The following is a 19,035-nucleotide window of genomic DNA, read 5'->3' as shown; positions in this document are numbered from 1 at the left end:
GGGAGGAATGCATTATGAAAGTTATTGGTTTGATTGGAGGATTAAGTTGGGAATCTACATCATTATACTATAAACATATTAATACACTTACACTCTCTCAATACGATCAAAATGCGAAGCTAATTTTATATAGTATGGACTTTGGTGAAGTAACTACTTTATTACAAAACTATCAATATGAAGAAGTGAAAAATGAACTAGTTACAGTTGCAAAGAAAGTTGAAAAATCTGGGGCTGAATGTTTATTAATGTGTTCAAATACTGTACATCTATTTGCCGAGGAGGTAGAACAAGCAATATCTATCCCGCTTCTTCACATTGGTGATGTAAGTGCTAAAGAAATGGTAGAACAGAATATAAAACGTATCGGACTATTAGGAACAAAACAAACAATGGAGCAAGATTTCTATAAATCACGATTAGCGAAATATAACATTGAGACAATTATCCCAAATGACGAGGAAAGAACTTTTATCCACCATGTCATATTAGATGAATTAAGTAGAGGGATCATTTCAGAAACATCTAAAAAAAGGTTATTACAAATTACAAAATCATTAATTCAAAACGGCGCTGAAGGTATATTATTAGGCTGCACTGAAATACCTTTACTCATCTCCCAAAATGATCTTACTGTTCCCGTTTTTGATACTGCTTTTTTACATGCAAATACTGCTGTACAATTTGCTGGATAAGAATACACAAGCATAAAGGTGAGAACCTCTATGCTTGTATACAGTTACGACTATTTATCCCGCTATTTGCAGGCAGTAAAGCCCCACCAATTAAAGTTTTACTTTATTTAAAAGAGATTCAATAACTGCAATGGCTTCTTTTGAACCACCACATTCTAAAAAGCTATCATTAAGTTTTCTTATACCATGTTTATACTTTTCATTTGAAAGTACATCTGTTACGGCCTCTTTTAAAGTGTACACATTAACATGTTCTTTCAATAGTCTATGTGCTGCTTCCAGTTCAGTTAATCTTTGCGCTATCATAGGCTGATCTTTATCATGCGGTATTATTACAAATGGGACATTATAATGAATGGCATCGTGTACGCTATTCATACCGCCATGTGTAATAAAAACATCTGCTTCATTTAATATTTCTGATTGAGGTACGTATGGAGCAATTATAAAATTATCTGGCGTTTGCTTTATTTTTGAAATATCATTTCTATCACCAATTGCCATTACAACTATCCCATCAAAATCTGAAAAAGTATCAATACAAGTATTAAAGAATGGTTCGAGTCCTTCAAGCAGTGTTCCCATTGAAATGTAAATAACTTTCTTTTCTTTAAGTGATTCCAGTGGAAATTTTATATTTGTTTTACGCTTTGAAATACTCGGTCCAATAAAAATGTTATTTTCTCCGAACGATTCGCTATTAGGTTGGAAATAACGACTTGTGTATACGAGACAAACATCACCTTTATTATTCATAAATTGAAGATTATTCTTTGGTTTTACTCCAAATTTATGTTCCATCTGATTTAGTAATTTTTCAGAGATTTCCTCTGGTTGGAATGGCATATCTGCATTTGGATGAAAAGGTAATGTCTTCAAAAATTCTGGCGGAATTAAAAATATAGGTGAGGACACTACACCTGGAACTTGTAAATACTCCTTTACTAACTCTCCTGCGCCAAATATATCATACATTACGAAATCAAAATTTATACTTTCACATAATTGTTTCGTAATTTCTAATATATATAAAGAAGTCTGAACATGCATATGAAAGAAAGCATTTAACCCAGATGAGGTTTCAGCATCAATAGAAATCTCTTTTAATAGATCCGGATGAGTATGTACAGTAGCTCCTAAATCTTCAATTCTATCCTTAAAGTTTGCCGTTGTAATATAATGTACGTTATCCCCTCGTTCAGTAAAGGCTTTTACTAAATTTAATGTAGGGTTTACATGTCCCTCTGCTGGAAAATTAACCACTAAAATATTTAGCACTTATTCCTCACTCCTTACATTTCATTGTTTTAATTAAGCATACTGTTATTTGTACAAGTAATCTTCCCTTAATAGTCCTAATATGCTTGCTACATTATATTGATAAATAATTTTCAGTCATCAACATAAAAAAAGCATCTACCTATGTAGATGCCTAACCGTGATAAGGAGTGTTCTGTGAGGTTAGAACAAGCGTTTTTGCTTGTCCTATGCTATCAATATATGATTTATTTTATAAAATGTGAATCGTTAATAGAATTATTTTATCCATTTTATATGATCAAATGGATAAAATACCATTTCTACTTTACCTATTATATTTGATTCATCAATAAGTCCAAGTGTATTCCTACTATCTTTACTATAATTACGATTATCACCTAACACAAATAATTTATGCGTAGGAACTTTTATTTCTCTAAAATTTGAAAAACGATTGGATACTTGTGACATATCTAAATGTATATACGACTCATCACGCTTTTTACCGTTAATAAATACCTCATCCTCTTTTAGTTGTATGTTATCCCCCGATAATCCAATAATTCGTTTCACATAGTAAGTAGGCTCGTCTTCTTTTTTTATAATGACAACATCTCCATGATGAAAAGACGATAAACAGACGTTTACCTTATTAACAAGTATATAATCTTTTTCATTCAAAGTAGGTTGCATCGAAATTCCTTCTACCATACAAAATAAAAAGGACTTATTAATAAAAATAACCCCTATTATAATGAATATGTAGCTACATATGTTCCTCCAATATTTTAGAATAAACAGCTTCATATATACCTCATTTCTAATCTATTCCCAGATAAAAACGCCTCTAGTTTACAGGAATGCTAGAGACGTTTCGTACATTTTAATTCTCTTTAGAGACATCTGTTTTTGGCGCTTCACCAGTTAATCGCTTATTTTTCAAATCAAAATAAGCATCTAAAACTTCTTTTCCAATATCGGAGTTAATGCCCGATTTATCATTTTCAACCCACGGTACTACAACAGAAAATGCTACTTCTGGATCATCATATGGCGCATATCCAGCTAATGTTAAGTTATAACATTCTCTACGATCGCCTTTCGCATTTCGCCCAATTTCATTTTCTCCACCATATACAGTTTGTGCGGTCCCTGTTTTACCAGCTGGTTTATATGGTGCTTTTTGGAACGCTCTTACTCCCGTTCCATCTCCTTCTTGAAATACTTTTCTAAATCCTTCTTTTACTTGATTAATATATTCTTGTTTCATATCGATTCTATTTAAAACAACGGGTTCTATTGATTGTACTACTTTACCAACCTCATCTTTTTGAACGGTTTGTTCTCTAATCTCTTGAACAATTTGTGGCTTCATTCGATACCCTCCATTTGCGATAGTAGAAATATATTGTGCAAGCTGAAGTGGTGTATACGTATCATATTGTCCAATAGAATAATCTAATAAGAAACCAGGCTGATTATCTTTTCTTCCAATTTGCCCTGCAGTTTCATTTGGTAAATCAATACCAGTTTGTACACCTAGTCCAAATTGCCTGAAATAATACCTCATTTTATCAAAATATTCTTGTTTAATATCTAGTGAACTATTTTTCACATAACCCACGCCAGCAATTTTTAATGCTATATTAAACATATAAACGTTTGAAGAAACTTGTAACGCTCTTAGATCCTCTATATCACCAAAATTTTTCCAAGACTTCTTTTCCTTAGTTCCTTTAAATTTCATAGGTGCATCATAAAAATGTGTTCCAGGAGTTATTGCATTTGTTTCAAACCCTGTTAACACTGTCGCACCTTTAACCGTTGATCCAAGCTCATATGAACTTGTCAGCGTACCTAAAGCATAATCTTCAACTTCCATTTTCCCGTCTTTTTCTACAAGCCTTTTCCCAGCCATCGATAATACTTGGCCATTTTTCGGATTCATCATTACTACGAAAGCACGGTCTAACATTGATTCTGATCCTTTATATTGTTTTAATATTTTTTCTATGCTCTCCTCTACTTTTTTTTGCAATTCCATATCTATTGTTAAAGTTAAATTTTTACCGCTTTTCCCTTCCGAAACCGTTTCCGTTCTAATAGTATTTCCTTGTTTATCAGCAATGCTTCTTACTTCTTTTTTTGTACCATGAAGTACATCTTCGTATTGCTGTTCGATATAACTTTTGCCAACTCTATCATTTCGGCTATAATCACGCACTAAATAATAATCTAATCGTTCACGTGGCAATCCTTCATCAGCATTTGAAACGTTACCAAGGACAGAACGGAATAATCCATCATTTACATAGATTCTCTCCCAATCAACTGATGCGTCTACCCCTGGAAGGTTCGCTAAATTTTCACTAATCACCGCATATTCCTGTTCACTAACGTCCTTTTTAATAATTTGAGGTGCCATTTGAAAACCTGAGGTCATTTTACTTTTAATAGCTAACACTTCTATATCTTTAGCCGTTAGTTCTTGAAGATTTTTTTCTGTAACGCGCTTCCTTTTTAAATCTTCTATTTTTTTGTCTAGCTCTTTTCCGGTAATATCTTTATCTCGGAACTTATCTATTTCTTTTTTTGATACTAAGTCTTGAGTAAGTTCTGGATTTAATTGCATCCAAAAGTCTTTCTTATCAGTCTCCGTTAACTTGTCTATATCTTCTTGCGGCATTTCAATAATGTCTGCAAGTTGTCTTGCTGATTTTAATATTTCTTCTTGCTTTACACCTTTCACCTTTGTATATGTAATCGTACGTAAAGACTTATTATCAACTACTGGATTTCCTTCACGATCAAATATTTTCCCACGTGGTACAGAAAGACCAACGGTTGCATTTTCTCTCTTCTCTACTTCATTTTTATATGTTTCTCCATCAAAAATTTGCACTTTCCCTAACTGAATAATAATGCCAGAAAATAATAAAAATACACAAAGGAATAAAATATTTAACCGGAGAGGTACTACTCTACCACTTTTCTTCTCTTGCTTTTTCACCTTGTCATAATCTCCTCCTTACAATATTTCAAATAATAATCACATTTCTATATTAAAAGTAATGTGCAATTTCTATACATTGCTTTGTACAAATATCAATATAATGTTTAAAACTTAATAGAAATTAAAACAAAGGTAAAGAAAAGGTAAAGTTTACTAAATTAAATATAAAAAATACCCAATAACAAAAAGCTTAGTTTTCACTAATCGCTTTGTTATTGGGTATTAATTGATTTAAGAATTACTACTAGTGCGTATTGCTATACATTTGTCGTCACAATTAGAAAGAGATTGTTTACTTAGTACTTTCGGTAAGTAAATAGTTACTGTTGTCCCGACACCAACCTCGCTCATGATACTAATTGTCCCTTGATGACTTTCAATAATTTTATAACTTAACATTAATCCAATACCAGTCCCTTTTTCTTTCGTACTATAAAAAGGTTCACCTAATCTCTTAATTCTTTCTTCAGGTATTCCTATTCCTTCATCTATTACATGAATGATGACACCATCATCATTTATTTCTTTTATGTGAATTGAAATTCCCCCACCATTTGGCATAGCTTCGATTGAATTTTGCAAAATATTAATAAATACTTGTTTCAATTGATTTTCTGAGCATTCAATAACTATATCTTTGTCATCCGTAAATAGTTCAACTTGAATATTTGTCATAATTGCTTTTGTATTCATTAACGATACGACATTTTTAAAAATTTGATAAATATTTTTCTTTTCTGTATTTATCTCATCTGTTTTAGCAATTGCCAGAAATTCTTGCAGGATTGCTTCTATCCTTTCAATTTCAGAGAGCATAAGATCAAAATATTTTTCTTGATCTTCTTTATTAATTTGAAATAACTGTATAAAACCTTTAATTACAGTTAAAGGATTTCTTACTTCATGAGCCACGCCAGCTGCTAATTGACCAATTGCTGCAAGCGTATCTGATTTATTTAGCAATTCTTCTGTCTTTTTTCGCTCTGTAATGTCGCGTACAATAATCATAATTTTATCATGTAATAATGGTAAGCACCTAGCCTCAAAGAAATCAATACTTCCATTAAGTGTGAGTGGATATTCTACAATTACATTCGTTCCTTTTTCCTTCACTTGATTAATGGCTTCCTGAAACTGCTGTGCTACTGAAGATGGTAATACTTCGTAAAATTTTTTTCCCATAAAAGCTTCTGCGGGTACGTAAAACTTTGTAGGAGATCCTGCCTTGTAATCTATAATTGTGCCATCATCTTCTGTTAAAAAACATAAATCTGGTAAAGCTTTAAAAATTAATTCCAGTTCAGATGTTTGTTGTTTTAACTGCTCTTCTATCGCTTTTAAATGTGTAATATCTACACCAACAGCCCAATAACTATATCCTGTTACAGGAAACTGTTCTGATATATTCGACCACATTATTGTTTTGATTTCACCATTTTTACATGTTAAGTGCATTTCCCAATCTCTGAAATTTTTTCCACAAGTTAAAAATTTCTTTTGTATTTGATGGCGATAATTATGATCAGGATACAATAATTGCAGTGCATTGGGATTTCCAATTATTTCTTCAGCGGTATAACCTGTTACAATTTCGCATTCTCGATTCCACAAAACAAAATCTCCATTATAATCAAGCGCATCGACCATAACAGGCATGTTTTGTAAAATCGTATGTAGTTCCTCCTCTTTCTGAGAAAGCAACGTTGTATTTTTACTTTGAAATACTTTTATTGCGCTATCTAAAATTAAACTTGAGAGCATTTCAAAGTATTTTTGACAACTGAAAATTTCACTTTTTTTGGACCATACAACAAAAGATCCTAAATGTTGATTGTATAAGAAAATGGGGATTTCAATCTTTGGAAGTTTACTCTTTTTTATCTCATTCATTCCGAATGAAAAAACACATTCTTTTTCAGCATCAAGAAGTTGATGTGATATATTAGTTAATTTATAAAATTGTTCTGCCATGGTTTCTATTGTACTCACATCAATAAGTTCCATTAGCCGCGAATTCATTCCTTTTTCACCTCAATATGTAAAATTAATACAAATCTAAAATTCATACTTCTCCATTATACGAAGAAAGCTAGTGTAGGTATATAGCTGTAGAATAATTATTCGAACAAATTTTATTTTTCAATTAAAATAAGAAAAGAATATATATACTGAATATACCTTTAATTAGTATATATTTCGTTGATTCCTCACTTATTGTCTAGTAACTTGAATTCCTCCTTACATTCACTGAATTTTCACTCGAGAGTCATACACGTTACTAATAGCGGTATAAACATGCAATAAGTATAAAGTTCATAAAATATTCACAATTTTTATGAAAAATATAAACATTTATTCCAATATATTCTATATAATAAAATGTAATAAGGCTTCTATGAATCTCATAGAATACCTTACCCCTAATAAAAAAGAAAAAAGAATCCATTTGGATTCTTTTTTCTTTTTTAATTACATTACATATTTATATAAAGCATGTGCCACACCATGTTCTTCATTTGATAACGTTTCGTATTTACACATTGCTTTTATTTCTTCTACTGCATTCCCCATTGCAATTGATATGTTCGCTTTTTCCATCATAGAAACATCGTTTAGCCCATCACCTATCGCTACAGTGTTTTCAACCGGAATATTAAGATGTTCTGCTAAAGTATATAATCCATTCCCTTTTTGAGCATCTCGATGATTAATCTCTAAATTGTGCCAATATGAAGATGTAATTGCTAAATCTGTATTATGAAGAAATGTTTCTTTGAGTTTTTTTAATTTCTCAATTTCATAAGAAAATGGTAATAATTTATGCACATGTATATCTGTTTCTACAATTGGTTTACAACTTTCCGCACTATGAAACGCTGTATGCTCAAGATATAATGCTGCGATTGTTTCTAACTCTTTCAAGTCGAAATTTTCTTTTGAATTCTTCACATGCTCAATTTCATTACGTACACTCTCTACTCCATAATCCGGTACATACACACCTTTATCAGTATAGAGCTGATAATATAAACCATTCTCTTCAAGATATTCTACAATTTCAAGTGCCTGCATATTTTGAATTGGATATCTCTTCATCATTTTTTTATCTTTATATATAAGAGCACCATTTTCCGCAATGATTGGACACTCTAAATCAACTTCTAACAATAATCGCTCAATGTCAACAATAGAACGTCCTGTACAAATTGCTACAACATGGCCAGCTTCTTGACATGTTCGAATTGCTTCTGCATTTTCTTTACTTATCATTTTATTCCCCGAAAGAAGAGTTCCATCTAAATCAATTGCAATTAATTTCATTATTTCTTCACCACTTTCTATAAATACACGAGTTCTAATTAATTATTAGGTATCGTTTTCATACAATCCTCGTGAGGTACTTCTTATTTATAATTTATGAAAAGCGTTTCAGGTCAAGAAATAATTAAAAATAAAATCCAAAGCTTTTCTTTTTAAAAAAGCTTTGGATTTTAAACTATGAATTATAACTAATGTATTTCGTCTCACACATGTACACATTTTTTTCTTCAGTTGGGATATATACTTTAAACTTTTCTAACCGTTTTCCATAGACATGAATCGTAATAACGCTTTCATTTTTGCTAATTTCAAGAATATGACAATCCGCTGGTGGAATTACTTTATCTGTTTCTCCTTCTCCCAAATAAAGATTTCCTGTATGTGTTAAATAAACAAGTGAATTTCCAAGTTGTTTCGTTTGTATAAAGTTCTGCACCATAATCCTTCCTGAAAAAACGCCTTCTACTCCCCATGTGCCGTCATGATCATGTAAAGGTGTAGATTGTCCATCTTTCCATACGAGAGCTAGTACTTCAAAACGTTTGAGCGGATCTTCATACAATAAATGTCGTGCATATTGAGTCAAATTGGCCTTCTGTTTATCTAACGGAAGCCATGTTTTCTTTTCTAAAAGTTCTTCTAGTAACTTTTCAATGCCACACACTATTTCTTCTTCAAATAAACCGTTTTCCATAAGATCTGTAACACCTTTAATAAACTTTTGAAATGATTTACTTCCATTACAAGTCAACATAAGAATCCTCCTCTACGTTTTATACAATTCCATATTAAGGTAATTACCGAAAACTCACAATTGAGAAACAAAAAACAAGATGCAAATGTATGCACCTTGTTAAGATTTTTATTTAGCTTTCAAACGAATAGGTAAGTATTTTAATGTTTGTTCATTTTCCAATATACATTTTTCTAAACAGAAAGATGGAGATAGCTCTATTTTTTCAAAAGTATTTATAAAGGTAGTTAATGCAATCTCAGCCTCTAAACGTGCAAGTGGTGCTCCTAAGCAAAAGTGAGGACCTTTCCCAAAGGTTAAATGCTTTTCATTTCCTGTTCGATGTACATTAAATTGAGAGGCTTGTGAAAATTTTTTCTCGTCTAAATTCGCTGCACTAACCCACGCAACAATCATCTGATCCTTTTTCATTAAAGGACCAAATATATTTGTATCCTCTGTAATCCTCCGGGCCAATGTAACAGGAAAGCGATAGCGTAATACTTCCTCAATCGCTTTTGAAATTAAGTTAGGTTCTTTTCTTAACTCTTCATAAATTCCAGGTGAATCTACTAAAAAGCAATAAAAGCTATTAATAATTAAATTTGTAGTGGTTTCATTCCCAGCCGCTAGTAAACCTAATGAAAAGGTTACAATTTCCTCATCGGTTAATCTTTCGCCTTCATATTCAGCTCGAATTAAATCAGATATGATATCATCGGTTAAATGATATCTCTTTTCCTGAACAATCGGTAAAAGGTATGCTTTGAATTCATTTAATGCTATCCCTTTCTCGGCATCCAGATCATTAAACTTTTCTTTACTATACGGCATAAATAAAATATCAGACCATTCTTTAATTTTTTTACGATCTGTTGTTGGGACTCCTAATAAATCAGAAATAACGGTAACAGGTAAAGGTGCAGCAAACTGTTCAACGATATTAACTTCACTACATTTTTCGATATGTTGTACAAGTTCATCTGCGATAGCCTGTATTCGAGGTTTCCACTGTTCTAAACTTCTTGGAGTAAATGCCTTAGAAACAATGGAACGTACATTGCGATGTTCTGGTGGATCTGTAGAGTTTATATTTATTCTAGTTTCTAAAGGAGGGATTGAGAATTGTCTGCGCTCCCTTCTACTTGAAAATAAGCGATAATCTGATAAAACACGATTTACATCATCATATAAAAAAACATTCCATACATCCTGCTCTTCATCATAATGAACTGGGTGATTATCCCTCATCAAACGATACCATTCATATGGATTCCATAATTCTTCTTTTGTTTTCAGCTTTGAAATTTCATGAACTAAAATAACATTTTCAGGTGAAGCCATAGTTCTTTCCTCCCTTTTCTTTTACAATAAAAGTGATAGGTCGGCAGTTCAAAGTTGTATAAACTATCATATGTTATTTTAACATATACAAAAGGAGATTTTTCATTAGAGAACTTGAGAAATATATAAGGGGGATTTTTATGTACGTTGACATTTTACTGCTAGCAGAATTAACGACAGGACCAAAACATGGATATGAAATCAAAAAAAATGTTCAAAATCGTTTAGGTGAGAATTTTGAGTTAAATCACAACATGCTTTACCCTGCCCTTCGGCGCTTTGAAAATATGGGTGCTATAACGAAAAAAATACATAAACAAGTTGGAAAACCAAACCGAAATATGTACGATATAACAGAAACAGGAGAAGAAATTTTTTCTGAAATGTTACGAGAGTTTCCCGAAAAACTTGCGACAAATAATGCAGAATTTCTTGTTCGTATCGCGCTATTTGAAAAACTTGAATATGAAGCTAGAAAAGAGATTTTGACTGTACGTCAAAACGTACTACATAATCAACTTACCGCTATTCAGTCTCTAGAGGTTACCTCACCCTTTATTACTGAAGTCATTGAATTTAGTAAATCACGAATTAAACATGAATTGAGTTGGATTACATCACTTATGAAGAAAATATGAAAAAATAACAAGAAAAGTTAAAAACAATGAATGAAAATGATATTTATTATCAATACTATCATTAATAAAAGGGCAACCACGATTTGGCTACCCTTAAAAAATTTACACTTCTGGATCGAATGTTTTGCAATCTGTTTCTTCCGTTGTAGATGCATGTTTACCTTTATGACTTACTACGTAAATTGCCTCTGCACTACATTTATTACCGTTCGCCCAAAATTTACAGTTGTTTACTTCACATAAAACGTCTTGTGCCATAGTATCACACCTCCTTGTTCTATTATCATTAACAAAATTCGGAGGTATGATACTATTTGTCATCCATTTTTCATTCCCTTTTTAGCTTTCTTAATGGTTCAATATCTCCGCGTACAATAGCATCAATATTTCCAGTTATTTTTTCAATATCAAAATGCCACCATTGAATTTGCAATAATTCTTGAATTATTTCATTTGAAAATCTCTCTTTTATTTTATTTGCAGGGTTTCCACCAACAATTGTATATGGTGCGACGTCTCTAGTCACAACAGATTTAGCTGCAATGATTGCACCATCCCCTATTTTTATTCCGGGCATAATTGTTGTATCCATACCAATCCAAACGTCATTTCCTATAACTGTATCACCTTTATAAGGTAAATCAGACAAACTAGGTGTATACTTCTCCCACCCATTTCCAAATATATTAAATGGATATGCCGAAAATCCATCCATCCGATGATTGGCTCCGTTCATAATAAAGTTAACTCCAGATGCAATACAACAAAACTTTCCAATAATAAGGCGATCTCCAAGAAATTCATAATGATGTAATACTCGATCTTCAAATGTTTCTCCATCTTTCGCATCATAATAAGAATAGTCACCAACAAGTATATTAGGTTTTGTTATTATATTTTTTATAAATTGAACGTTTTGATTTCCTTCAATAGGGTATTTAACATTTGGATTAGGATTCATTTTGTACGACACTTCCTTTACCACTTATTTCACTTTCTACCGCTATTACTGGCTTTAAATTGTATATAGGTAAAATAAACAATAATCCAATTATAAAAAGTAAAGCCGTCCCTTCATACATCATACTTAATGAAAACATCTCTTTTAATGAGCCAGCTATACTCATCGTTACTACCATTGAACCGGTAAAAAGCGGACTTAAAATACCATTTACACGACCTATAAAATCGGTATCGCTATTTTGAATAATAAGTGTATTTATACCAATTTGGATACAAGGAAGAGCTAAACCACTAAAAAGCTGCGCTGTAAGTGTCACCCATAAATTTGTAGAATATCCTATAATGCCAATACCAATTGCTTGACCAAGCATACCGATAATTAACATCTTTTGCGGAGCAACATTTTTCGCAAATACCATTGCTAATGCTCCGCCAACAATCATTCCCGCACCATTTACTGTTAGTAGCCACTGTAAACTCTCTTTTGATAATCCTAACTGCTCAGTCACAATAAATATACCTAATGGCTGAATTAATCCTATACCTAGTCCTGCAGCCATAAAACAAAGCCCTAGCAAAGTTAATGCTTTTTTCTTTTTGACATACTTAATACCATCCTTCATCTCTTGCAACAGAGTGATATCCTTCTTTTCTACGTCGTTTTCAAGATCTTTCGGAAGAAATAACAATACAACTGCCGCAAGTAAAAACGAGATACCTGTTATGATGATTGAAATATAAATTCCAAAACTATGAAAGATAAATGTCCCTAGTATTGGTCCTAATACCATAAATATTGCAAATATCGTTTGATATATAGACATTGCTAATTGAATTTGTTCCGTTGATAAATGTTGTTTAAACAATTTCATTCCAGATGGTTGTGAAAACTGTGAAAGGATTGCAGAGATGAGTGTCACAAAAAACACAATTTTCCACGTTCCAAACATAAGCGTAATTAATACAGCGAATACTGAAATGGAACTTAACGTTTCACACCATATCATTGTCTTCTTTGGCTTCCACCTATCAGCAAAAGTACCGCCAATAAATGAAAAAATAAAAATTGGAGCGAATTCAGCAACTGAAATCATCGAAATAGCAAAAGCATCACCTTTTGTCATTTCCATTACATATAGTAATACCGCAAAGTTTCGAACCCATATTCCTATTTGTAAAAATAATGCTGATGCTAAAATCCCTTGAACAAACCGATTTTTTAATACTTGTGATACCCCATTGTTTTGTTTCGTTACTACATTTGTCGACATAAAAAAGCCTCCTATTTCATGTTCTGAACAGGAGGCAGCACAAATCATATAAAAAGACTATATATTCGCAGAGCGAAATACATCCCTTTTCTATAAATGTACAGACTAACCCTATTCAGAAGAATATTTCGTTTTTTAACGAAGATCTCTTACAAATAGAATTAGTTGATCATTGGGATGTTTTCACCCTTCCGTTTCGAATTTAAATAACACATACATACTCTATGTAAATCATTTTCGATGTATGCATGTCTCCTTTTAACTATTCTAGAAAGTTAAAGGTAATTCCTCTAAAGAACGCATTAAATAGTTACCATGCCATTTAATTTCTTCACGATTCCCTTTTATTTGTAGTTCAGGCATTCGATTAAACAAAGTAGTAATAGCAATCTTTGCTTCTAACCTCGCAAGTGGAGCTCCTAAGCAGAAATGACTACCATGACCAAAGGCAATGTGACGGTTGTTCTCCCGTGTAATATCAAATATTTCTGGATTTTCAAATACTGTTTCATCACGGTTCGCTGAAGCCAATGCAATAATAACCATATCTCCTTTCTGTATTGTTTGATGGTGAATTTGAAAAGGTTCCGCTGCCCATCTTGCAGTTGTAACCTCAACTGGAGAATAATAACGCAATCCTTCCTCAATAGCCGAATCAATTAGTTTTGGATTATCTTTTAATAACTGTAATTGATTTGGATTTTCAAGAAGTGCTAATACCGTATTTGTAATTAAATTCACTGTCGTCTCGTGTCCTGCTACAATTAATAGCATTATCATTGAATATAGTTCCCGAGCGCTAAGTTTATGCCCTTCACTCTCTGCAAGTATTAAAGCACTCACCAAGTCTTCTTTTGGCTCTTTTCTTTTAATATCAACTAAATATTGAAGATATGTAATAAACTCAGATAGTTGTTTTTCGGTCTCTTTTATTTCTTCAGGTGTTTCTGGTGATGCAATAACAGCATGAGACCAAATTCTAAATTTCGCTTGATCTTCTTTTGGAATACCGAGCATCTCACTTATTACAATAATTGGTAACGGAAACGAATAATCATCCACAAGATTTAATGTACCTTTTCGCTCTATATTACTTATCAAATCATCTGCTATTCTCTGAATTCTTCCGTCTAATTGTGCAATCATCTTCGGTGTAAAAGCTTTTTGAACTAAAGATCGTAAACGACTGTGGTTAGGTGGATCTGAATTTAGCATATGTGTTGTTAAGTGGTCACTATTATCAACGGAAAGATACATGTTCTTTATATCTTGAGAAAACACATTTGTCCAATCTTTTTTTAAACGATTATCTTTTAAAAGTGGCAGAGCATCTTCATATCTAGTAATGAGCCATTCTTTACCGATTTCAACTTGGTTTACAAATAATATAGGTTGTTTTTTTCGCGATTCTTTATAAATTTCATACGCATCTTCTTTAAACTGAGCTGAAGCTAAATTAATGCCATCCTCTATGCTTAACCCAACTTTGTTTTTCATTGACATTGTATTCCCTCACTCTCATTTGTTTTTGAAAACCAACCAACATATGCATTATACTCTAATAAAAACGTGAAAATTGTAAATTTTTAATCAAAATCTTACTTCGTATATTGAAAAATAAAAAAGTGAGAGAGTACAATCGTTTTACTCTCCCACCTCTCTTTATGCGAAGCACATAAAATTACTAATTTGTTGATAGCGATAACTTACTTTACGACGACGACCACCTTGCCAAGTGTAACCTGATACTCCGTTTCTTCTCACTTCAGTCGGAAAGAACCATAAATCCCTTCCAAAAGGTCCAGGACGATGTAAACGTAAATAGCCCCATCTTCCTAAACAGTTACACATCCATGATTTCATATTGCCTGGTTGTGCTGGAGAAGCAAATGTAGACGGTAACGATGGCGCTTGTGACGGTGGTGGTGACGTTGGAGCATCCTCCGCATCATCTGGTCTGTAATCTTCTTGTTCAATATCTCTCACTTCATTTGTAGGTTCATACCCGTAGTCATGTGGATTATAATACATCGCTTGATCATATGGATAATTTTGTTGGTTATACATATTAACAAATCACCTTCTTTTCATTCATTACCTTTATCATTCATATGTGATATGCCCTCTCTGGGAAGCTTATGTATAGCCCAAATTCAACTTAAAAAACTCGTATTATTAAAAATACGAGTTTTTTAAAAATAGAATATTTTTATCATCTCCTTAACTTCACACTATAAAAACGCATTTCATCTAACGAACCTTCAAATTCAAATACTTCTTGTTTAATTAATTGTTTCAAGCGATATTCTAAGTAAGTATCTCCAACCAATTGTTCAACAAGACCAAGTGCTTCACCAATTACTCTAGGAGCTTTGAGGAACTCTCGATCAGCACCCACACTTTTCGCGCATTCAATTATAAATTGATCAAAATAATCTTCCTGTACAGAATGCACTTCATTTTCTTTCCACACTCTTAAACATTCTATGCTTTCCGATAATCTATTCCACTCATGTTCAAACTTCATGCGCTTCTCTTCAGTTAAATAAGGTAACTTTATAAAACTTTTTTGGAATAGAGCTAAACTTTCAGGTGGTAATTCTCCCGTTCCACGAATATCATACTCTTGTTTTAATATTTCTCTGCTTGCTTCAGACGTATTAATTATTCGAATGTTTTTCTTATCCTTTAATTGTGCTATTACAAAACTTAGACCTACATGTTCATGTGCATTATCAGCCCTCCAAATTGTAATAGGCGTTTCAACAGGAATAGTATGTAGTTCTTCTATAGTTGCTATAAATCTTAATAAATATTCTTCTTCAAAATAACTATCATATGCAGTTAAGTTATTTATTAACCACTTCTGTCTTGCTAGTTGCCCCTCATTCGTATGCAACTTATATATCGGTCCAATTGAAAAGAATTCCGAAAAAGCAACAACACTCTCTTCAAATAATTCTTCTTGACTTAACATATATTTCAAGCAACCAGCCGTTGAATCATCAAAAGCAATATGTACGTGCGTACTTTCTTTTACATTCCTTTTATAAGTAGGATTACTTGTTAATTGTTTCGGAATATCCATCAAATTTTTAATTGTATCTTCACTATAGTTTTCTTTTAATAAGTTTAACTGTATGAGAATACTTTGAAGTAAACCTTTAGCCTCATCTTCGTACATATCCTCTACAGCATTTTTAATTTTATCTATCACACAAATCCCTCTATTCATTTCAAAAATAACGTAGATTATAGTGTATCATTTTAGTATAGTTCTTTAAAGTCAAATTCAGATTACTACAGCAATCTGGATTTTCAACAAAAGCTCTCCTTATATTTTTGAATTGCTAAATATTTTTACTTTGAAAATCCTTGTATCTAAATGTATAATTATATAAAAACAAAAATATAGGAGCTATATTTATGGATAAAGTACTTACAAATTATAAACATTACTTAAAAAATTGGAGATTTATATTTATTTGCATACTACCTGCTATTGCCTTATTCGTTACTTTCGATGTCATCTTTGAACTACTGTTTCATCAAAATTTCTACTTATCTAACTTAATTTCTGCTATCATATTATTTTTAATATTTATTAACGTTAAAGATAAATTTAAAATTAAAGGCTAAAAAACACTATTTCAAAATAGCCCTTTATTATTGCATCCTACTATAAAATAAGGCTCATAGTAGATTTTCATAAAAAATAAGAGCACCCTGCAATTGGCTGCTCTTATGTGATTAGAGGTTTTTTCTGAGTATTAAGTAGGACACGAAGATCTTGTCCTACTACATAATATATGCTTGTACTTATTATTTCGTGCATGTATTAAGCACCATGTTCAGGTACTTAATATATGCATAGTCATTGCTAAAAAATCTACTCAAATATTCACTGTACAATTTCATATTTATAAATTAAAAAACATCCTCAATGGATGTTTTTTATCTAACGATTTTAAGCTTCCATAAACTTAGCCGGTACACCAATTTTTTCAACTACAGAAGATATATTAGTAGGATTAATCATTACATTTTCAATACATACTAATTTATTTTCTAATATCCCATTCTCTGTAGTAATAAGTTCTTCAAACCGATCTAAAGTCATTGAGAATTTATGTTCACTTCCACCATTCATACTAACTTTTACATACTTCATAGTGTCACCGCCTTTCATAATAATTTACCTTTCGACAAGAAGGCGCTTACATCCTTTTTATTTACTCTTAGATTTCTCACGTTTACATATATTTTGAGAACGGAAACTACTATTATTCACTCACAAAATTATTGCTAATAAAAAAGATAAAGATAAAAATGCACAAAGTGGAATATATAAACCGGTATCCATTCTTGCAAAGTGCGTATCTTTTTGGCGTTTAAAGATACCAAAATAGTTAAATTCACCAATTACTCTAATAGAAAAGACGATCATACAAATCCAGGAACCGACTTGAATAATAACATTAGGAACTGCAAAATGAACAATATTTGCTTGTTGCAACAAAATTATTGCTGCCATACTTAATAATAATGCAATGAACAATGTCATTCCGGCGCGAGGTGTAAACGCCTTTTCCCCTGATTTAGTTGGAATAACACTATTTGTCCCCCAATTACCTCCGAAAGCCCAATATACATGTAAAAAGCTAACTAAGAATAATATACAAGCAGATATATATGTAATGATAAGCATTTTATCCTCCCCTTATTTCATTTTGGTTCCTACCTATAAAATATGCTGTTCCCCTCCGCAATAGCAACCTTCATTTCATTACATAAAAAAACCGTAATGATTTATCAATATTAAGATAAGTCATTACGGGGTTATTAAACTTCATTATGCATTATACCTATTTCTTCGGCGTTCCATCCTTGTTTGACCTTGAACTGCATTTTCTTTGTATGGATCTATTTGCTCTGTCATTTCATATGTTGCAACTGGTTCTTCGTACTTATACTCATGGTTCTTTTCTGCCATTTTACTTTTAGATTCTTTCCCACCAAACTTAAATAGTTTCATCTTTAATTTCGGCAATCTTGGAAGTCTAATCTTAATTGATAATCTTTTGCGTTTCTTTTTTGGTCCAAGTAGATTTATATTTTCTTTATTATTATCTTTCTCTTTGCGGTGAATGAACATCGCAAGTAATCCTCCTAATACAAGTCCTCCAATTAATAGTAATATATATACATAATGGCTTGTCATTAAACTCGTTATGCGTTCAAGTATGACTAACGACTGTACTTCTTTTATATCCCATAGTAAAGCGGCCCATAATGAGAATAAGCCCAAAGTAAGTCCATATGTACGAAAACGGAATAAACATGGAATTAACGCGACACATGCAGCAATTTTTGCATTTGTTATGATTGAACTTGTTGAAATATCCTGATGCCAAATAACTAACAGTAATGTTATAAATGGCGCATACGCTATCCAGCTGCATATACGTGAATACATCTTTTTAGCAAAATAACTACCGAAACTAGTAAAAAATAAAAGCCCTCCAATATATATAGATTGTTCTAGAGGGATTTGCTTTGTAAGTCCTGCAATTGGAAAGAGGCCGCTCAATAGCATTAAGAGCACATCTAATTTCTTCACAATTCCCCATTCCTTTCAAATTTTTTCAATTAATAAAAATCTTTTTCCATATGATATAGTTTTTGTATTTCTAAAAAACATATTAATCCTGTCTGCACATAAAGTAAATATGTAAACGAAAAGATACTTGACAAAGGATATCCTTATTTACATAAAAAAATGACAAATCCTGATCGA

Annotated in this window: 19 protein-coding genes; 3 read left to right on the top strand and 16 right to left on the bottom strand. The window is 32.0% G+C overall.

Annotation, left to right across the window (positions count from 1 at the left end; translation table 11 throughout):
• Positions 1 to 14 precede the first annotated feature (14 nt).
• On the top strand, positions 15 to 695 hold the full coding sequence (locus ACTFRU_RS01330; protein WP_000864374.1) for an aspartate/glutamate racemase family protein: 681 nt from the start codon (positions 15 to 17) through the stop codon (positions 693 to 695).
• 90 nt (positions 696 to 785) lie between these two features.
• Here ACTFRU_RS01330 and ACTFRU_RS01325 read toward each other — a convergent pair whose 3' ends face one another.
• The 7 genes from ACTFRU_RS01325 to ACTFRU_RS01295 all read right to left on the bottom strand — a co-directional run bounded on the left by ACTFRU_RS01325 (position 786) and on the right by ACTFRU_RS01295 (position 10,366).
• Positions 786 to 1,973, bottom strand: coding sequence for a macrolide family glycosyltransferase (locus ACTFRU_RS01325; RefSeq protein ID WP_006915255.1), 1,188 nt, complete (start codon positions 1,971 to 1,973; stop codon positions 786 to 788).
• Between the two features lie 258 nt (positions 1,974 to 2,231).
• The gene (gene lepB, locus ACTFRU_RS01320) at positions 2,232 to 2,762 is read right to left on the bottom strand and encodes a signal peptidase I (RefSeq protein ID WP_440037412.1); all 531 of its coding nucleotides are present in this window, start codon (positions 2,760 to 2,762) and stop codon (positions 2,232 to 2,234) included.
• A gap of 76 nt (positions 2,763 to 2,838) precedes the next feature.
• Complete coding sequence (locus tag ACTFRU_RS01315) at positions 2,839 to 4,965, bottom strand: peptidoglycan D,D-transpeptidase FtsI family protein (protein WP_440037411.1); 2,127 nt, start codon at positions 4,963 to 4,965, stop codon at positions 2,839 to 2,841.
• Positions 4,966 to 5,199: 234 nt separating this feature from the next.
• Positions 5,200 to 6,987 carry a PAS domain-containing sensor histidine kinase gene (locus ACTFRU_RS01310; protein ID WP_016122581.1) on the bottom strand — a complete coding sequence of 596 codons (1,788 nt, stop codon included), beginning with the start codon at positions 6,985 to 6,987 and terminating at the stop codon, positions 5,200 to 5,202.
• 450 nt (positions 6,988 to 7,437) lie between these two features.
• On the bottom strand, positions 7,438 to 8,289 hold the full coding sequence (locus ACTFRU_RS01305; RefSeq protein WP_000766385.1) for a Cof-type HAD-IIB family hydrolase: 852 nt from the start codon (positions 8,287 to 8,289) through the stop codon (positions 7,438 to 7,440).
• A 175-nt stretch (positions 8,290 to 8,464) separates the two neighbouring features.
• Positions 8,465 to 9,043: a cysteine dioxygenase family protein gene (locus ACTFRU_RS01300; RefSeq protein WP_000954437.1), complete on the bottom strand. Its 579-nt coding sequence runs from the start codon at positions 9,041 to 9,043 to the stop codon at positions 8,465 to 8,467.
• Between the two features lie 108 nt (positions 9,044 to 9,151).
• Positions 9,152 to 10,366: a cytochrome P450 gene (locus ACTFRU_RS01295; RefSeq protein ID WP_000168013.1), complete on the bottom strand. Its 1,215-nt coding sequence runs from the start codon at positions 10,364 to 10,366 to the stop codon at positions 9,152 to 9,154.
• 140 nt (positions 10,367 to 10,506) lie between these two features.
• On the opposite strand from ACTFRU_RS01295, the gene ACTFRU_RS01290 reads away from it, so the two are divergent.
• The gene (locus ACTFRU_RS01290) at positions 10,507 to 11,004 is read left to right on the top strand and encodes a PadR family transcriptional regulator (protein WP_166695984.1); all 498 of its coding nucleotides are present in this window, start codon (positions 10,507 to 10,509) and stop codon (positions 11,002 to 11,004) included.
• A 102-nt stretch (positions 11,005 to 11,106) separates the two neighbouring features.
• On the opposite strand, the gene ACTFRU_RS01285 is transcribed toward ACTFRU_RS01290, so the two are convergent.
• From ACTFRU_RS01285 to ACTFRU_RS01260, 6 genes are all read right to left on the bottom strand, one after another.
• Entirely contained in the window at positions 11,107 to 11,262 is a 156-nt protein-coding gene (locus tag ACTFRU_RS01285; RefSeq protein WP_000046095.1) for a DUF1540 domain-containing protein, read from the bottom strand.
• Between the two features lie 70 nt (positions 11,263 to 11,332).
• Positions 11,333 to 11,965 carry a Vat family streptogramin A O-acetyltransferase gene (locus ACTFRU_RS01280; RefSeq protein ID WP_001069247.1) on the bottom strand — a complete coding sequence of 211 codons (633 nt, stop codon included), beginning with the start codon at positions 11,963 to 11,965 and terminating at the stop codon, positions 11,333 to 11,335.
• The gene (locus ACTFRU_RS01275; protein ID WP_440037410.1) at positions 11,955 to 13,238 is read right to left on the bottom strand and encodes an MFS transporter; all 1,284 of its coding nucleotides are present in this window, start codon (positions 13,236 to 13,238) and stop codon (positions 11,955 to 11,957) included. Before ACTFRU_RS01275 ends, ACTFRU_RS01280 begins: the two co-directional genes overlap by 11 nt.
• A 267-nt stretch (positions 13,239 to 13,505) precedes the next feature.
• Positions 13,506 to 14,741 carry a cytochrome P450 family protein gene (locus ACTFRU_RS01270; protein ID WP_044307540.1) on the bottom strand — a complete coding sequence of 412 codons (1,236 nt, stop codon included), beginning with the start codon at positions 14,739 to 14,741 and terminating at the stop codon, positions 13,506 to 13,508.
• 159 nt (positions 14,742 to 14,900) lie between these two features.
• Positions 14,901 to 15,305, bottom strand: a complete 405-nt coding sequence (locus ACTFRU_RS01265) for a hypothetical protein (protein WP_000282680.1) — start codon at positions 15,303 to 15,305, stop codon at positions 14,901 to 14,903.
• A gap of 145 nt (positions 15,306 to 15,450) precedes the next feature.
• Entirely contained in the window at positions 15,451 to 16,455 is a 1,005-nt protein-coding gene (locus ACTFRU_RS01260; RefSeq protein WP_006926088.1) for a DUF1835 domain-containing protein, read from the bottom strand.
• 209 nt (positions 16,456 to 16,664) lie between these two features.
• On the opposite strand from ACTFRU_RS01260, the gene ACTFRU_RS01255 reads away from it, so the two are divergent.
• Complete coding sequence (locus ACTFRU_RS01255) at positions 16,665 to 16,877, top strand: hypothetical protein (protein WP_000362067.1); 213 nt, start codon at positions 16,665 to 16,667, stop codon at positions 16,875 to 16,877.
• A gap of 328 nt (positions 16,878 to 17,205) precedes the next feature.
• Here ACTFRU_RS01255 and ACTFRU_RS01250 read toward each other — a convergent pair whose 3' ends face one another.
• The 3 genes from ACTFRU_RS01250 to ACTFRU_RS01240 all read right to left on the bottom strand — a co-directional run bounded on the left by ACTFRU_RS01250 (position 17,206) and on the right by ACTFRU_RS01240 (position 18,858).
• Positions 17,206 to 17,409: a hypothetical protein gene (locus ACTFRU_RS01250; RefSeq protein WP_000878369.1), complete on the bottom strand. Its 204-nt coding sequence runs from the start codon at positions 17,407 to 17,409 to the stop codon at positions 17,206 to 17,208.
• Positions 17,410 to 17,529: 120 nt separating this feature from the next.
• Positions 17,530 to 17,946 carry a DUF3995 domain-containing protein gene (locus ACTFRU_RS01245; RefSeq protein WP_000905571.1) on the bottom strand — a complete coding sequence of 139 codons (417 nt, stop codon included), beginning with the start codon at positions 17,944 to 17,946 and terminating at the stop codon, positions 17,530 to 17,532.
• Between the two features lie 144 nt (positions 17,947 to 18,090).
• Positions 18,091 to 18,858, bottom strand: a complete 768-nt coding sequence (locus tag ACTFRU_RS01240) for a DUF3959 family protein (protein WP_006926091.1) — start codon at positions 18,856 to 18,858, stop codon at positions 18,091 to 18,093.
• Positions 18,859 to 19,035 lie beyond the last annotated feature (177 nt).

The sequence above is a fragment of the Bacillus cereus group sp. MYBK220-1 genome, from assembly GCF_051916445.1.
Taxonomy (GTDB): domain Bacteria; phylum Bacillota; class Bacilli; order Bacillales; family Bacillaceae_G; genus Bacillus_A; species Bacillus_A cereus.
This window is presented reverse-complemented; position numbering and strand designations above follow the sequence as displayed.

Excerpts from the sequence above, each read along its gene's own strand:
- ACTFRU_RS01310 (WP_016122581.1), bottom strand. The coding sequence starts at position 6,987 with ATGAATTCGCGGCTAATGGAACTTATTGATGTGAGTACAATAGAAACC.
- ACTFRU_RS01275 (WP_440037410.1), bottom strand. The coding sequence starts at position 13,238 with ATGTCGACAAATGTAGTAACGAAACAAAACAATGGGGTATCACAAGTA.
- lepB (WP_440037412.1), bottom strand. The coding sequence starts at position 2,762 with ATGAAGCTGTTTATTCTAAAATATTGGAGGAACATATGTAGCTACATA.
- ACTFRU_RS01300 (WP_000954437.1), bottom strand. The coding sequence starts at position 9,043 with ATGTTGACTTGTAATGGAAGTAAATCATTTCAAAAGTTTATTAAAGGT.
- ACTFRU_RS01330 (WP_000864374.1), top strand. The coding sequence starts at position 15 with ATGAAAGTTATTGGTTTGATTGGAGGATTAAGTTGGGAATCTACATCA.
- ACTFRU_RS01285 (WP_000046095.1), bottom strand. The coding sequence starts at position 11,262 with ATGGCACAAGACGTTTTATGTGAAGTAAACAACTGTAAATTTTGGGCG.
- ACTFRU_RS01255 (WP_000362067.1), top strand. The coding sequence starts at position 16,665 with ATGGATAAAGTACTTACAAATTATAAACATTACTTAAAAAATTGGAGA.
- ACTFRU_RS01270 (WP_044307540.1), bottom strand. The coding sequence starts at position 14,741 with ATGTCAATGAAAAACAAAGTTGGGTTAAGCATAGAGGATGGCATTAAT.
- ACTFRU_RS01265 (WP_000282680.1), bottom strand. The coding sequence starts at position 15,305 with ATGTATAACCAACAAAATTATCCATATGATCAAGCGATGTATTATAAT.
- ACTFRU_RS01245 (WP_000905571.1), bottom strand. The coding sequence starts at position 17,946 with ATGCTTATCATTACATATATATCTGCTTGTATATTATTCTTAGTTAGC.
- ACTFRU_RS01295 (WP_000168013.1), bottom strand. The coding sequence starts at position 10,366 with ATGGCTTCACCTGAAAATGTTATTTTAGTTCATGAAATTTCAAAGCTG.
- ACTFRU_RS01250 (WP_000878369.1), bottom strand. The coding sequence starts at position 17,409 with ATGAAGTATGTAAAAGTTAGTATGAATGGTGGAAGTGAACATAAATTC.
- ACTFRU_RS01290 (WP_166695984.1), top strand. The coding sequence starts at position 10,507 with ATGTACGTTGACATTTTACTGCTAGCAGAATTAACGACAGGACCAAAA.
- ACTFRU_RS01280 (WP_001069247.1), bottom strand. The coding sequence starts at position 11,965 with ATGAATCCTAATCCAAATGTTAAATACCCTATTGAAGGAAATCAAAAC.
- ACTFRU_RS01305 (WP_000766385.1), bottom strand. The coding sequence starts at position 8,289 with ATGAAATTAATTGCAATTGATTTAGATGGAACTCTTCTTTCGGGGAAT.